Source organism: Candidatus Bathyarchaeia archaeon, from assembly GCA_038883335.1.
Classification (GTDB): Archaea; Thermoproteota; Bathyarchaeia; order Hecatellales; family Hecatellaceae; genus JAVZMI01.
Window position 1 is genome coordinate 13,015 of record JAVZMI010000008.1, and the last position, 14,705, is coordinate 27,719.

Annotated in this window: 14 protein-coding genes; 2 read left to right on the forward strand and 12 right to left on the reverse strand. The window is 49.8% G+C overall.

What is annotated here, in order from left to right:
* Nucleotides 1-23: 23 nt before the first annotated feature.
* Nucleotides 24-230 (reverse strand): hypothetical protein, encoded by a 207-nt coding sequence (locus tag QXJ75_04980; GenBank protein MEM3737419.1) that lies wholly within the window; start codon nt 228-230, stop codon nt 24-26.
* 153 nt (nt 231-383) lie between these two features.
* Here QXJ75_04980 and QXJ75_04985 point away from each other — a divergent pair, with 153 nt between their 5' ends.
* Nucleotides 384-1,013: a CDP-alcohol phosphatidyltransferase family protein gene (locus QXJ75_04985; protein MEM3737420.1), complete on the forward strand. Its 630-nt coding sequence runs from the start codon at nt 384-386 to the stop codon at nt 1,011-1,013.
* Between the two features lie 39 nt (nt 1,014-1,052).
* Here QXJ75_04985 and QXJ75_04990 read toward each other — a convergent pair whose 3' ends face one another.
* Together QXJ75_04990 and proS are read right to left on the reverse strand one after the other, a co-directional pair.
* A complete protein-coding gene (locus QXJ75_04990) occupies nt 1,053-1,337 on the reverse strand; it encodes a 30S ribosomal protein S26e (protein ID MEM3737421.1) in 285 nt (94 codons plus the stop codon).
* A 68-nt stretch (nt 1,338-1,405) separates the two neighbouring features.
* The gene (gene proS, locus QXJ75_04995; protein MEM3737422.1) at nt 1,406-2,848 is read right to left on the reverse strand and encodes a proline--tRNA ligase; all 1,443 of its coding nucleotides are present in this window, start codon (nt 2,846-2,848) and stop codon (nt 1,406-1,408) included.
* A gap of 442 nt (nt 2,849-3,290) precedes the next feature.
* Here proS and QXJ75_05000 point away from each other — a divergent pair, with 442 nt between their 5' ends.
* On the forward strand, nt 3,291-4,532 hold the full coding sequence (locus QXJ75_05000) for a 2,3-bisphosphoglycerate-independent phosphoglycerate mutase (GenBank protein MEM3737423.1): 1,242 nt from the start codon (nt 3,291-3,293) through the stop codon (nt 4,530-4,532).
* Nucleotides 4,533-4,783: 251 nt separating this feature from the next.
* Here QXJ75_05000 and QXJ75_05005 read toward each other — a convergent pair whose 3' ends face one another.
* From QXJ75_05005 to QXJ75_05045, 9 genes are all read right to left on the reverse strand, one after another.
* Nucleotides 4,784-5,230: a hypothetical protein gene (locus QXJ75_05005; GenBank protein ID MEM3737424.1), complete on the reverse strand. Its 447-nt coding sequence runs from the start codon at nt 5,228-5,230 to the stop codon at nt 4,784-4,786.
* 52 nt (nt 5,231-5,282) lie between these two features.
* Nucleotides 5,283-6,104, reverse strand: a complete 822-nt coding sequence (locus QXJ75_05010) for an SIMPL domain-containing protein (GenBank protein ID MEM3737425.1) — start codon at nt 6,102-6,104, stop codon at nt 5,283-5,285.
* Between the two features lie 123 nt (nt 6,105-6,227).
* Nucleotides 6,228-8,843, reverse strand: a complete 2,616-nt coding sequence (locus QXJ75_05015; protein MEM3737426.1) for a DNA-directed DNA polymerase I — start codon at nt 8,841-8,843, stop codon at nt 6,228-6,230.
* Nucleotides 8,844-8,886: 43 nt separating this feature from the next.
* On the reverse strand, nt 8,887-9,960 hold the full coding sequence (gene purM / locus QXJ75_05020) for a phosphoribosylformylglycinamidine cyclo-ligase (protein MEM3737427.1): 1,074 nt from the start codon (nt 9,958-9,960) through the stop codon (nt 8,887-8,889).
* Nucleotides 9,957-10,376, reverse strand: coding sequence for a 5-(carboxyamino)imidazole ribonucleotide mutase (gene purE / locus QXJ75_05025; GenBank protein MEM3737428.1), 420 nt, complete (start codon nt 10,374-10,376; stop codon nt 9,957-9,959). The genes purM and purE overlap by 4 nt, the downstream gene beginning before the upstream one ends.
* A gap of 17 nt (nt 10,377-10,393) precedes the next feature.
* The gene (locus QXJ75_05030; GenBank protein MEM3737429.1) at nt 10,394-11,305 is read right to left on the reverse strand and encodes a carbohydrate kinase family protein; all 912 of its coding nucleotides are present in this window, start codon (nt 11,303-11,305) and stop codon (nt 10,394-10,396) included.
* Nucleotides 11,302-12,192 carry a formylmethanofuran--tetrahydromethanopterin N-formyltransferase gene (locus QXJ75_05035; GenBank protein ID MEM3737430.1) on the reverse strand — a complete coding sequence of 297 codons (891 nt, stop codon included), beginning with the start codon at nt 12,190-12,192 and terminating at the stop codon, nt 11,302-11,304. The genes QXJ75_05030 and QXJ75_05035 overlap by 4 nt, the downstream gene beginning before the upstream one ends.
* 5 nt (nt 12,193-12,197) lie before the next feature.
* Entirely contained in the window at nt 12,198-13,298 is a 1,101-nt protein-coding gene (locus QXJ75_05040) for a hypothetical protein (GenBank protein ID MEM3737431.1), read from the reverse strand.
* Nucleotides 13,295-14,701 carry a hypothetical protein gene (locus QXJ75_05045; GenBank protein ID MEM3737432.1) on the reverse strand — a complete coding sequence of 469 codons (1,407 nt, stop codon included), beginning with the start codon at nt 14,699-14,701 and terminating at the stop codon, nt 13,295-13,297. Before QXJ75_05045 ends, QXJ75_05040 begins: the two co-directional genes overlap by 4 nt.
* Nucleotides 14,702-14,705 lie beyond the last annotated feature (4 nt).

Below are 14,705 nucleotides of genomic sequence, written 5' to 3' on the forward strand. Positions count from 1 at the left end.
ACCTCAAACATGCGGGGGTCCGCCTACGACTTATACCTCCACCTCTCAATGGACCTCTCTTTTTTAGTCAGCTTCTTCAGAGCCTTGTAATGTTCTCTACAAAGGTATGCTCTCTTGTCGCCTGCAATCTTGAATCCAGCAGCTTTGGCTTTCTCGGTTGAGAGTGATCTAACAGCCGGTTCGCTGCAGCCCTCAACACTACAGTTTATCCCGGAGCTTATCCTACCCAATATCCGCAGCCTCACTCTAAGTCTTTAAACTGAACACCATAAGCCTGAGCCACGCTATGCTTTAGGCTTTCATTCAGCCCAGCTTGGTAATATATTTAACTCTCAATTCGGCTAAAATAGGTCGTCTCAACTTCAGGTGTGGAAAGAGTTTCCTTGTCCTCTAAGCTTAAGGTTCAAGCAAAGCTCAAAAGTAAGGTAGACTGGCTTGCAGTCGGCTTGCTAAGGTTGGGGGTCTCTCCAAACATCGTAACTGCTGTAGGTCTTATCTTATCCTTCGCAGCTGCATACCTATACTACATCGCAACCTCTACGACGATCTGGGCTTACTACTCTGGAGCTACTTTACTCTCATTATCTGGTCTCTGCGATGCGGTGGACGGGACTATGGCTAGGCTGAGCAATAGAGTTACCTCATTTGGGAGCTACTTAGATTCAGTTTTGGACAGATATTCAGATTCTGTGGTGATAATGGGGATAACCCTCGGAGCTGCGCACGTTGTAATCCTCGGCGTCGATGTTCTCGTCTGGGGGTTTCTCGCTCTAGTGGGCTCGCTGCTTGTAAGCTACTCTAGGGCGAAGGCTGAGAGTCTAGGAACTAAGCTGGAGGGGGTGGGAATCGCGGAAAGGGCTGAGCGGGTTGCTATAATAATAGTCACCAGTGTCATACTTCGGCCTGAACTCGGTTTGTTCCTCATCGCTATAGTAGCTAACTTAACTGTCATACAGAGAGGAATCCATACTTATAGAAAACTGAAGGCAGGGGTGTCCAAGGCGGAGAGGTAGCCTGCAATCTAGAAGTGGGGCATTAGTTTCAAACTTCAGCTAGATAGTTCGGGTAGTTCTTCTCAAGTCTCTCGCCCTAACTTTGACTACACCGCGGTGAACAGCACAGGACACGCAGTAATATTTCGTTACACTCTCTCTGGGGATGAAGGCTCCTTGAGATCTGAGTTCCTTAGCTAGAGCTTGATCCACAAAGGTGACCCATTTGGTCACTTTCTTGGCTTTATCCCTAGGAACTAGAGAGCCGCAACTGGAGCATTGGACCGGCTCACTCCTACCTTTCCCGCCTTTGGCTCTACCCCTGCTCTTCCTCTTCTTACCCAAAGATTACTCACCAAGCTTGGCTTCGGAGTCTGTTACACCTTAGCTACATCTAGTAATATAGCTTTTACCTAATACGTTCGAGCTACCCTCAGCGAACTGTTAGCAACCTGGCCGCACACAACACACCGCCATGCTCGCTTTCCAGAGGCTTTGTTGAGGGCAGTACCCAAAACCTTCGCGTCCACCTTCTCCTCAACCGCCAAGCCACAACTTGTGCTGCCACACCAGCCTAACTCGACAATTCCGCCTCTCTCCTCAATCAGCCTCTTAGTCTCTTCCAAGTCTTCGGCGATTGAGAGGTGGTCTCTCAGCCAGAGTGCAGCTCTATCCTTCAGAAATCTCCCTACGTCTGAGAGAATATGACTGATTGAAGCCAAGGCGTCTATTTCATTAACCCTCATCCTCTCCAAAGTGTCCCTTCTGACAACAGTTAACTGGGACTCTTGGAGCTCTCTTTCCCCTATCTCAACTCTCACAGGGACACCTTTCCTCTCCCACTCGTAATATTTTGCGCCAGGGGTTAACTTTTCCCTGAGATCAACCTCAGTCCTCAGTCCAGTCCTCCTGAGTACCTCCCCAACTTCTTTACACTTCTCCACTAAGCCGCCGCCTCCCCCCTTCTTTGGGATCGGTATCACGACGACTTGAACTGGGGCGATCTTGGGAGGTAGAACTAGGCCACGGTCGTCGCCGTGAATCGCTATAACAGCCGCGACCACTCGCTCGGAGACACCGTAACTTGTCTGGTAGACAAATTCTCGTTTACCTCCCTCCGTCTCGAAGGATACGTCGAAGGCTTTCGAGAAGTTCTGTCCCAAGTTATGAGCCGTCCCAATTTGGAGAACTCTCCCGTCCGGCAATATTGTGTCAAAGGCGATAGAGTAGATGGCCCCTGCGAATTTGTCCCACTCTGGCCTACGTGAAACAATGTAAGGCAGCCCCAGTTCATCAAAGAATTGACTGTAAAGTCTCACAGCAATCCTCACCTGCTCTTCTGCTTCCTCTAAGCTTTGGTGGCATGTGTGTGCCTCTTTGAACGTGGTAACCTCTCTCACCCTCATCAATGGTTTGGTAGCCCTGGTCTCATACCTGAAGACGCTGACTATCTGGTAGAACTTCTTCGGCAGGTCTGCATGAGAGCGTATCCATAGCTTTAACATAGGGGCTATTGCAGTCTCGCTGGTAGGGCGAAGCGCCATCTCTTCGTCAAGCTTTCGATCTCCAGCGCGAGTAACCCAAAATGTTTGGCTCTCGAAGCTTCCTATATGTTCAGACTCCGTCCTCAACATCTTATCGGTAATAAGAAGTGGGAAGAGCACCTCTTCATGTCCTGTCTCATTTAGGATTCTCCTCAGGATGGTGAGGATACCTTCGCGAAGCTTAAATCCGTAGGGGAGCCAGACGCCGCAGCCTTTGATGGGGTACCTGTAATCAGCTATTGAGGCTCCGTCCAATATCTCATGGAACCACTCACTGAAGTTGCTTTTCCACCTCTCTCTTCCAGCATCCAATATGCATCCCAACCATTTGCCCTCTATACGGGTATAAATTATAATTTATTATGATTCTCACTCATGTGGCGTATCAACCCTCAGCTAGGCACTTCACTCCAGTTTAAGAAGCAAGGCTTTAACCTTTTTCAATAACAATCTTGATGGAATATGAAAATGGTGGCTCTCATTACGGAGCCATAAACTCCTAAAAAGTAAAACATGTTAGCAGTGAGTCGTAGTAATGGAAGCCGCCGCGACCGTTTTGGGCTGAGGATACTTTTTTCCTCAAACGCATGAGGGTGGTAAGGCGTTCTGCCCTGCCAGTTACTTTCTAGAATTTGTATTCTCATAGTTGCTAGCGGCTTTATCGTCAGGGCAACAGAATAAAATAGCCCTTAACAGTTATGAAGTTATAAACGCTTGCTGAATGATTACAGCCTGAGGCCTAGAGGTGTAATGCGTGAAGGCGATATTAATTATCTGCGATGGCATGGCTGATAGACCATTAAAAGAGCTGCGGTGGAGAACCCCATTGGAGGCAACAAAAAAACCGGCAATGAACCGGTTGGCCCGGCTGGGCGTAAGTGGAATAATGGACACAATCTCTCCTGGCGTTCCGCCAGGGAGCGATACGGCACATCTTGCATTGTTAGGGTATGACCCGTACAAGACTTACAGGGGGCGGGGGGCTTTCGAGGCAGTGGGAGCTGGGCTCGATGTGAAGCCTGGAGACGTTGCCTTTAGGTTCAACTTCGCCTCCATGAATGAGGATATGGTGGTGATTGATCGGAGAGCTGGGAGGATTGGTGGCGATGAGGCGGCGAGGCTCGCTAAATCTCTGGAGACTGTCTGCTCAAACTATTCAGGCGTCCAGGTAATCTGTAAGCATACAGTTGAGCATAGGGGCGCCTTGTTGTTGAGGGGCGAAGGTCTCTCGCCTGAAGTGAGTGACTCTGACCCAGAGGAGGAGGGTGGCAAACTTAGGAGAGTTGAACCCTTAAGGGATACTCCAGAAGCGCGTAGAACTGCTGAAATCCTCAACGACCTCTCCCTGAGCATCTATAAAGCTTTGAAGAACCACCCAGTTAACGAGGAGAGAGCTCAGAGGGGTCTTCACCCAGCTAACGTCATTCTCCTCCGGGGGGCTGGGACTCTTCCCCAGATAACCCCTATCTCACAGCTATATGGCATCAAGGCTGCCTGCATAGTTCCAAGCGCCCTCGTCAGAGGGGTCGCCATATCAGCGGGCATGAAAGCTCTTCCGCTGCCGCCATGCGCGGATGGAACGACCGGCACAGATGCAAAGGCAAAAGCCAAAGTAGCTGTGGAGAATCTCCGAGACTACGATTTTATCTTAATTCACGTTAAGGGTGCCGATAACGCTAGCCATGATGGCAACCTACGGCAGAAGCAGGTGATGATCAGGAAGATTGAAGGGATGGTTGGGTTCTTACTGAGAGAGGTCAACCTTAGGGACACCTATATCGCCTTGACTGCCGACCACGCCACACCCATCACGGTGAGAGGCCACGCGGGAGACCCGGTACCTGTAACCATCGCGGGGCCGGAGGTCGTAAAGGATGGTCTCACCGGATATTCTGAGAGGCACTGCGCAAAGGGAGGGTTAGGACGTATCCGCGGTTTAGACTTGATGCCCATACTTATGAACCTCTTGGGTATGACCCGCAAATTTGGCGCCTAATACACTTAAGTGTATAGTGTAGAACCATACCACGTTATAGATTGAGTATTCTAATGCCCACGGTGAGTAGGCGAACCTTGGGTGGTTTAGTGGAGGATAAACAGAAGATCAGAACACACACATCTGGCAGCTCATCGAGGGAAAGGGTGTAGTTCTACTACCTAACCCCATTTACGGGCGTATCCCCAATTTTATAGGCGCCGAGAAAGCAGCTCAGCTCATGAGAATGCTCCCCAGCTATACTGCCTCTATTAGACTGGGATCTCTCTAAGGGCTTTTAGTGTTTCATACCAGAGGATTGCTGAGGTTGTAAATCCGAATATGAGGGCTATCAGGTTATGTGCGGTTAAGGTCTGATTGTAAAGTGTCACGTAGGCTACAAGAAGTGAGGTGGTGAACACGGCATATAGTAGAAACCTGGGAAACCTGAATCTCCCAATCTTCACGAAGAGCTTCAAGAAGCCTACTTTAACCTCTCTGGATACCACATACTCGCCGTCGGTGGTCTTCTCAACTAGACCTAAACTCTTGAGTTTCTCTAGATGGTGGAAGACGGCGCTAGGTCTCTTGTAGCCTAATGCCCGTTGGAGGCTTCTAACACCTACACTCCCACCCCCTGATTTGAGGAGGCACCAGTAGACTTGGAGGGTTCTCCCCCGAAGCTCAGCCTCCAACCGGTTATCTCCTTCTCCTGCCACGCCGTCCAGTCCTCACCTTGCATATAGAAAATAGGGGATGAAAGATTTAGGCTTAAGCGATCTCGTAGACCATGGTGACGGTCGCGGTCACGCTGAGTTCGCTTGGAGGAAGCACCGGTGTGCTGGTCATACCAGCTTCAAGTTTGTAGATCGGTGATGGATATGGAATGTAACCTTCGCCTATGGTTATTGAGACAGGGCCTGAGAGCGTTATTCCCGCCCCCTCAGCCACCACGTCAGCTCTGCTCTTGGCTTCTCTGACCGCTAGGGCTAGGGCTTCAAGTTGTAGTCTTTCGGTGGCTTCTTCTGAGAGTGTGAAGCTCACATATGAGACACTGTTGGCTCCAGCTGAGACGGCTGCGTCGATGACCGTACCAGCCATATCAAGCCTTTCAAGGGTTAACTTTAAGTTGTTGTGGCTCTCGTAGCCGGCGATTATTGGAATTCCATACTCAGGGTACTGCCATACAGGGCTCAACCCTACGTCGGTTGTCTCCATCTGGTCCTCCTCCACTCCAACACTCTTCAAAGCCTCGATGATGTTGCTCATCTTCTCGCTGTTGAGCTTTTGAGCGTCGGCGGCAGTGTCACTCCTAGTTGTCACACCCAAGACTACGATTACTCTGTCTGGGCTGGCTTTAGCCACACCTGTACCAGTAACAGTTAGTGTTCTGTCTTCTTCTTCCTCCCCTAAGGTCCTCGAGAGTGTTGCCGCGCTTGTGTCGCCTCCAAAAATTTTAGCGGCCAAGGCTTCATCAGCATTTTGCGTTGCCGTGTATAATGGCACGACTATAACCAAGTTTACAGCCAACAGAACCACGGCGATTACAGACATGGCTAAACCAAAATTTCTCAAAGTGCTCTCTTCATTCAAACTATTTCACCTTAAACAGGATAATGTGCTTGGAGGGTTTAATTGTATACTTCCGAACAGTTGTTCTAGGTTTTAGAACACTTATATTGTTCCGAGGGTTGTTTGGTGGGCTAAGTCACTATTTTACACCCACCGCTCCAGCCTTGAGATGCCGATGATCTCGTTGAAGTCTATGCCTAAAGCGTCGAGAACCTGCTCGAAGGTAGCCTGAATGTGCTCAACATACTTCTCAGTGTCAACTTCGTCCAGTGACGCGAGGTGGACTGGCTTCACGCTTGGATCCTTTCTCACCTTCACGTAACGTATTACTGATCCAGCCCCAACCTTCTCACGATCCTCCCCCGAGAGGAACCTCATAGCTTTTATGTGCTGGGGGGTGGTCTTCTCATACTCTTCCAGATTCTTACCTAGGACAACGGTGAAGGCCAGCTCGTCGAGACCGTAACCCTTACTCTTCAGCTTTATGTAACACTCCTTAACTATGCCCTTGATCCGTTCCTTTGCAGTTTTAAACTCCTCCTCACTTCTGACTTCGCTAAGGATACGGATCATCTGAGCGAAGGCGCTCTTCAGGAACTCGGGCGTATTTCGTTTCTTACCAATCAGCCCCTTTATATCGACACTGCCGTCAGGGTAGACGCCAATGTAATTCTTCTTCCGCGTGGAGAACGCTGAGTAGCGATAGACCTTCTCCACATCCAGCTCCATCCCGAGACTCTCCTTAGACCAATTAACGAGCTGACGGATCTGGTCTGGTGATGGATTCTTTAGGAAGACCGAGTCAGTGTCGCCATAGATTACTTCTATACCTAACTCTTGAGCTTTGGCTATTGTGGAGGTTATGGCATATCGCCCGATTGCAGAGGTAGCCTCCGCTACTGGAGGGCAGTATAGTGCGAAATGTTCAGCCCCGAAGACACCGTATGAAGCGTTCAATAACACTTTAAGTGTTCTCTGAACTATCGAGTACCATGCTCTGACCTCCTGTTTGAGAGTTTTATCTTTAGCCTTGGTCTTATACCATTTGACGCGGACATCCCTCAGCGAGCCTATTAGTAGGCTTGTCAGTCCTTGGCGTTTAGTGCAGACCCAGTGTGGGGTTCCGGGGATAAGGTTCGATTTACAGTCTTCATGGGGGCACAGTATCGTTTCATATGACAGATTCCACCTTTTGATTATGCTTGGGTATAGGCTGCTGAAGTCTAGTACGTAAACATTGAAGTTCACTCCTGGCTTAGGTTCTATGACGATTGCGCCACGGTACTTCTTACCTTTGATCACAGCCTCCGTCGTCATGACACCTTTTCTAGCCAGTATCTCTTCTGAGGTTGGGATGAGGAAGCCCCGCTGTCTATGCTCAGCATACATCATGCTCCTAATCCAGTTCGAGACCCCTTGCCGTGTTACATCCTCTAGAGGCATCTTCGATATCCTCGCCAAGGCGAGAGCCAGTTTAAGGGTTAGATTGCCGTCGAGAGACGCTAATCCGTAGGTCAACTCAGAATCCCTGAGGCAATATGCCATCAGCTCCCTATTAGTGAGGGCTGAAATATTCCGCTCCAACTTTATCTTGCCAACGCCGAGAAGGGCGAAGGCTATATCGTGAAGAGTAGTCTCCCGGTACTTTTGGTCAAAAGCGTAGACTTGGATCGACCGGTTGTAGAAGAACTTGTAGAGGTCGATGTGGACTCCGTATGTGAGGAGGGCAGTCTCCTTACCCAGTTCTATTGGAACTTCACTATCTGGCACCCCTAAACGCTGGGCTCGATGCCAGATATACCGTAGGTCAAAATCATCGCCGTTGAATGTGACCACGATAGGGTATTCTCGGAGAATCTGACAAAGCTCCACTATGAGCTTCCTCTCTTCATCAAAACGTAATACTTGCGCCCTCTCTGGAAGGAGCTCAGTTCCCTCCTCCACCCCAAGTCTCTCAAGCAGTAGAACACGCCTATTCCCGTCGGAGTCAACAGCTGAGGCGCAGATTACAGGATAGAGAGCTTCCCTGGGATCTGGGATCCGGTTTAGGGCTGGTGATTCAACTTCTATGTCCAGTGCTACAAATCTCAGATCTGGAACCGGGCACTCGAGGAGCCTGATCCAATTTTTCACATAATTCATAAACTCCGTAGGTTCTCCTCTAAAGGTGGCATCGATCTGCTGAAGGAGTTGATGTGAAAGTTCTGCCTCCGCAACGAGGTTGCTTCCCTCTAAACGGTATGGCATCCCAATCTCGAGCTGCGTGTCGTATAGGTAGCTCTCATAATATTTTATGTTAGCCTCCCATACGCGGAGGTCAGAGTCTTGAGGGCGTTCGCTGGGGATAATGTCCCTTATCGAGCCTGAGGGCTTCCCCCCGATCGAGAGAGGATCCTTGGCCACTATCTTGGTTACCTGAACCTCTTCTCCCGTGAATGGGTCTATTTTCGTGGTTCGTTCTATGTGGTCTAATCCCTCATGTGTCTTGATTGCTGGAATTTCCATTAGAGCCTCGGGTGAGAGGTTGCACAGACAGTAAGGCTTGTGTCCAGTGTTGTCATACCAGTGAGATATCTTCTTGGCATATGGCTCATAGAATTTCAGTAGGGCTAGGCCCTTCTTGCCATCGTAAGTTGCGGAGAGCAGATACGCTCTAGTTGAGCTAGCACATGCCTCCAGCCTCGACCTAGGCGTCTCAGCAGTTTTCCTTCCCACCACATCTTCTTGATCTAGGAAGTCTTCTAGAGTTTTCTCGATCATTGAAAGCTCTCCACTAAGTTTAGAATATCGTTAATGATAAATCTCACTGAAACGAGATCTCCCCGTCTCGTGTGGAGATCAGGATCTTCTTCTCCTCAATTACTCGACCAATTAAGCGAGCCTTGACTCTGTGCCTACGACACACAGAATATATCTTCGTAAGCTCTCTTCTTGGGGCAATAACAACGAAGCCCACACCCATATTAAAGGTTCTATACATCTCCTTCAAAGGGATCCTCCCAAGTCGCTGGATGAGGCTAAATATAGGGTGAGGTTTCGGCATATTATAGAAGTGGAACCCTGACTTGGTATAATCCCAAAACCTCTCCAACTTCGTGAAGCCTCCTCCGGTTATATGAGCTAAGCCGTGAACTATTGCAGCTTGGGTAATCTCAAGTATAGGCTTCACATATATCTTTGTAGGCGTCAACAACTCCTCCCCCAAGGTTTTCCCTCCTAGCCCCCGGGGTTTCTCTTCCAGCTTCAAACTAGCCTCATCGAGCAGCACGCGCCTAGCTAGTGTGAGCCCATTGCTGTGAACCCCGCTACTCTCCAAACCAACTATTATGTCCCCCGGCTTTATTGCCTCACCCGTGATGATCTTCCTCTTATCGACCACCCCTACACCTAACGCCGCCAGATCGAAGCCACGTCCATCCCCCACACCGTGTATCACGTCGGGCATCACGGCGGTTTCCCCACCCACAACCGCGACACCAGCCTCTTCCGCCCCCACCGTTAAGCTCCCAATTATGGATCTCACAACTTCGCCGTCTAGCCTCTCTACGGCAAGATAATCTACAAGTGCCAAAGGCTCAGCCCCCACACATATCAGATCGTTTACACACATCGCAACACAATCGATGCCGATGGTATCGTACCGACCTAGGAGTTGAGCGATAAGCACCTTAGTTCCGCAGCCATCAACATGGAGCGCGAGAGCCTGCCCACCTCCTATATCGATGAGGGAGGCATAATGGCCGAATCCTGTAATGACCTCGCCGAACCTGCCAGCCCGCAGCCGGAACGTCTCCTCAACTAGCCTACCAATCTCAGCTTGAGTCTTTCTGACTTGAGCGATATTAACGCCTGCCTTGGCATAGGTCCACTTTTTCATCTAGACTCCGCCAGTCTTTTCTGGAGTTCAGGGTCTTTTAGTGCTAGAATCCTAGCTGCGAGCCATGCAGCATTCTCTCCATTATCAACCCCAACCGTACCGACGGGTACACCGCGGGGCATCTGAACCATTGAGAGGAACGCATCGATCCCCTCTAGTTTGACGTTTAGGGGGACCCCGATTACCGGTTTGGTGGTCCGCGAAGCTATATAGCCGGGGAGATGGGCAGCTAATCCAGCCATCCCTATGAAGACATCGGCGTCCGTCTCCTTAAGATATCTGTCAAGTAACTCAGGCGTCCGGTGGGCTGATAACACCTTGACCTCATACGGTATACTGAGCTTATCCAAGACCTCGGTACACCTCTTTGCCACCAGCATATCTCTCTCGCTTCCAATTATTATGGCGACACGCATGCCTCCCAACCTCTAAATCAAGCAAATCTCAACCTCCGCAGGTCTGCGAGTTTAGGAAGCCCAGCGCGGGCGCCCACTCTCATTATGCAACGTGACGCAACGAAGTTCCCTATTCTCCCGCATGTGTGGAGATCTTTATTATTGAGTAATCCATAAAGGAAGCCGGCGCAAAAAGCATCCCCCGCACCAGTAGTGTCCACCACTTTCACCTCATTGGGCTCCACCAAGTAGGCTTCTTTCCCGTCGGTGACATAGCATCCCCGCTCAGCCAGCTTCACCGCGACTATATCTGCCCCCTCGTTCAACAGGATCCGCGAGCCTTCCACGTAGCCCGCCCCTGTGAGAAGCTTCAACTCGTTCTCGTTTGGAAAGATGACTCGGCTTCGCTTCACTAGCGGTTTTAATGCTCTCAGTCCTTTCCTCGCATAGATCTCTCCAGGATCGAAGCTTACTTCGATGTTTGGCAGAATTTTGACAAGCTTCTTCTGGGCTTCGAAGGGAATCGTACCGACGAATGATGTCAAGTGTAAAAGCTTCGCTGAACCCGCATAATCTAAGGATATCTCTTCAAACCTAAGTGTGTCGTTGACACCCGGGTCTACGTAGAGGGCTCGCTCCCCCTTCTTGTCTATGTAGCCTGTGACAGTGCCGCTCCTTCCACTCTTCGAGACTATAACACCGCCGGTGTCCACTCCCTCATCCCTGAAGCTCTTCAGAAGTATCTCACCTTCGCGGTCACTGGCAACTTTACCTATATACCCCGTCTTTAACTCCAATCTCGCCATGCCCACGGCTGTGTTTGCAGCTGAGCCTCCAGGTGTCTCTTCACAGTCTAGAATAAAACTCTCCTCTCCTCCACCGGCTATCCTCTCTACACGATAGAGTCTATCAAGGTTCAAGGCGCCGAAACAGATGGCTTCAGGGCTCATATTATCTGCCTTAGTGGAATCTTATACTTGCCAAGTCTTCCCCCGTAATTTCCCGCAGAGATCTTAACCACTCCATTCACACTTTTAGCCGCATTTATAGCTTCTCGCATTGCTTTCTTCACGGCGTCAAGTGTTATACCGTTGATCACGATCTCAGGAATCGAGCCCACCCCGTTCGGAACCTTTGAATCTTTTATTTTGTGTCTCAGGGTTGGGCAGTAAGGGTGGTTGGTTGTTGGGCCTATTTCGGGATATTTGGTCTCAGGTTTTGATCCAGCTGAGCAGATATCGAAAGGTGTGATTACCCCATCAACTCTGCTTATAGCGTCTAATGCCACATAACCCGCCTCCAAAGCCGACTTTTCATCCGCGCAAAGGAACCAAACGTTTCCCCCCATTACGCCCCGTCCATAGCCTATATTACGCTCTATAATGAAGTCCCCCATCATTAACGGTATCCTGATGACTCGGCGCCCCATGTAATTTTCCTCCCACTCGTAGCCGTCTCCACAATGCCCTATTCTTCTCATAGTATCGATCTTAAACTCGGAATCTGTGGCGTTGAATAGGGCAGTGGTGGGTGTGACGAGTATCCCTTGGCGTATTCGGTAAGAGATCTCCTTGTAGAAAGTCTCAACTGAACCCTCAAACCTATTCTCGTCGAGTCTACCCCAGAACTGCACAACTGCGCCCTTCCGCCCGTCCGGGGTTTCCCCTTCCCCCAACCACTTCTCGACACCGCCCTCGGTTCGATTGATGACCACGGAAGGTAATGCTGTGGAGTTATAGGCTGCTCTCTTTAGGAGCTTCTCTGTTGCGGCGGTGATTATTAGCCGCGAGTATAATCCCTCAAATGCCTCCGCATATGTGTCTTCAATCTCGACCATATTTTTCACCCCAAACTCCCAATCTTTTCGCCTCTCACAATCTTTCTGAAGCGTTTACTCTTTTCTGTCAACCTGTCTTTATCACTTTCCTCTATGACCTCGACTGTGGGCAACTGGTCAGGAAATAGCTCACGTACGCGTCTACATAGCTGAAGGTCGCCAGCGCAGTAGCGTTCTAATCCTAAATTCAGCTCTTTAACCATCTTTATAGTAGTTTCCTTGCCGAATCTCGAGAAGCAGTACGCGATAGGAGCGATTATCATTGCATTATTCGAGATTACGGCGATGTCAGCCTCTCGAATGGCGTAATCGTTTCCGTTAAAGGAGATGGCCAACCCTTTTCCCTCTCTCACCAGTCTAAGAGGTGGTGCGTCGGTTATGCTATCACCTACGTAGACAACATCACACAACTCAGCGTCAAGCTTCTCAACTATCTGCCTCACCGCCTTCGCCTTCTCGTGGCCCCCTACTGGGTTGATGTCTCTCAACATGTCTCCAGCCGCCATCCTTGAGATTTCGTCCCAGAAGATCGTGTCCAGCCTACTAATTGTCCTCTGGTCTCGGGGTGAGAAGTCTTGCAGGGAGTTAGGGTGCTCGGGGAGTTCTATCATGGGGTAAGTGGCCATCTCCTCGCGGAGCCGCATCAACGCTTTGACCTCTTCGTCAGTCAACTCGAATTGATCTAGGTTCAGCTTGGTGCAGTAGGTGTTCTCATATGGGAATCGAATAAGTGAACAGAGGGGTGAGATGTAGTGCTCGTAGCTTGTGCTCACGATGAAGGATGGCATTTGCTCATTCACGTAGCGGAGCATCTCCGCAGCGCCAGGAATTAAAACGATATTCTTAGATGAGAACTCTCTAATCTTCGCGTCAGTGGCTCCGTAGGCCTTAAGGAAGGGGAGGATGAGCTTCAGCGTGTCGCCTGCTTTGTAGCCTGGTTTCTTAACCACATCGGCAAGGACATCGTCATATCTGCTTAGTAAAGTGAAAAACTCAGCCCCATTAGGTATAAAGTGGCTGGCTAATTCAAAGGCATTATCATTCTTTGAGATAGGTCCTTCACAATCTGTGATGAATATTCGATTACCATTCCGAAGGGTAGTCATCGCCTTAGTCTTTCCATATGATTTATGCTCATGGCGATATGTTTTGCGCTGCCGATATCCCACCTGTTCCAGAGAGCCCCATCAATATTTGTCACGCCTTCCAGAGAGATTGCTCTCGCAGACTGGATGTCCTCCCCTAAACCTACAACACACACAGCCCTAGACCTAAGAGCGTAGGATTTTCCGTCGTCCCTCATCTCCATAGAGCCTGGATAGATCCGGATCCTATCTCCATACTTCGCACTTAGTTTATACACCTCTGTGAGGTCGACGGGCACTTCTCCGGAAAACCTCCTCCTATAGCCGCCGTAGGTGAGTGGCATTGCGTAGGTTACCACGGACGCCTCCGGCTCGACGTCAACGCTTTTCAAAGTTCCATGAATCATTTCATAACATAAGTCGATGAAGTCTTCCTTGAAGAGGGGTAGTAAATTTATTATCTCAGGATCGCCTGGCCTGCTGTTTATTTCCAGAATTTTCAGCCCCTTCCCAGTGTGAATAAATGCTATGTAAAAAGGCATCCCCCTAAGTTCGGAACCCTCTATCCCCTTGCGTAGTCTCTCGAAGATACGTTGCGAAATCTTGACTTCTTCCTCTCGGTCGGCCTGAGTCATGAAGGGCAGATGCTCCGATCTCGCCTTGTACGATCCGGTTCCTCCCGTGTTAGGCCCCCAGTCCCCATCGAAGGCTCTCTTGTAGTCGCGAGTATCGGGCAGCGCCACCAAACTCTTCCCGTCGCACCAAGCCTGAAAACTGGACTCCTCACCTTCAACTCTCTCTTCAACTATGACCCGCTCATTTGAGTCACCGCTGCAGATTGAGAAGAAATGTTGTAAAGCTTCCTCCATGGTTGTGAAGTGCTCACCTCCAACACCCACACCCTTACCGAAGCCAGGCTTATCAGGCTTAATTACAACGCTATTGACACCGCCGAGTTCGGCTATCCACTCTTTAACGTCACTTACAAGCTCCCCTCTGCCCCTATCGGCGTAATCGCCGGGGGTGAATACCTTGAAGCTAGGATTAGCCTCAGGAATAACGTCCCGAATTAGAAGGCGTTGTTCAACCTTGCTGGCCTCCAACGCATAGCGCCTATTAGGGCAGATCATAGGTATGCCCGTCTTTTCTTCGACCATTTCTCTGACTCCGTCTATTATTGGGCCCTCAGGCCCAACGATCCCAAAATCAATTTTGTCCTTATGCTTCTCGGCAAACTCGCAAATTTTCTCTACTCTCAGGTCAGGGATAACGGCATGCTCTTTAGCCCGCTCAGCGTTGAAGGGATTCCTCTGCCTATCCGCTATGTATAACTCCACATTATACTTCCTGCTCCGACAGAAGCTGTCGACCATAGCTGCCTCCCGTGAACCGTAAGAAACTATTAAAACGCCGACTTTTTCCATCCGT

Bases quoted from the DNA above. Each gene is read 5' to 3' on its own strand.
- QXJ75_05015 (MEM3737426.1), bottom strand. From the start codon at position 8,843: ATGATCGAGAAAACTCTAGAAGACTTCCTAGATCAAGAAGATGTGGTG.
- purM (MEM3737427.1), bottom strand. From the start codon at position 9,960: ATGAAAAAGTGGACCTATGCCAAGGCAGGCGTTAATATCGCTCAAGTC.
- QXJ75_05030 (MEM3737429.1), bottom strand. From the start codon at position 11,305: ATGAGCCCTGAAGCCATCTGTTTCGGCGCCTTGAACCTTGATAGACTC.
- QXJ75_05040 (MEM3737431.1), bottom strand. From the start codon at position 13,298: ATGACTACCCTTCGGAATGGTAATCGAATATTCATCACAGATTGTGAA.
- purE (MEM3737428.1), bottom strand. From the start codon at position 10,376: ATGCGTGTCGCCATAATAATTGGAAGCGAGAGAGATATGCTGGTGGCA.
- QXJ75_05035 (MEM3737430.1), bottom strand. From the start codon at position 12,192: ATGGTCGAGATTGAAGACACATATGCGGAGGCATTTGAGGGATTATAC.
- QXJ75_05045 (MEM3737432.1), bottom strand. From the start codon at position 14,701: ATGGAAAAAGTCGGCGTTTTAATAGTTTCTTACGGTTCACGGGAGGCA.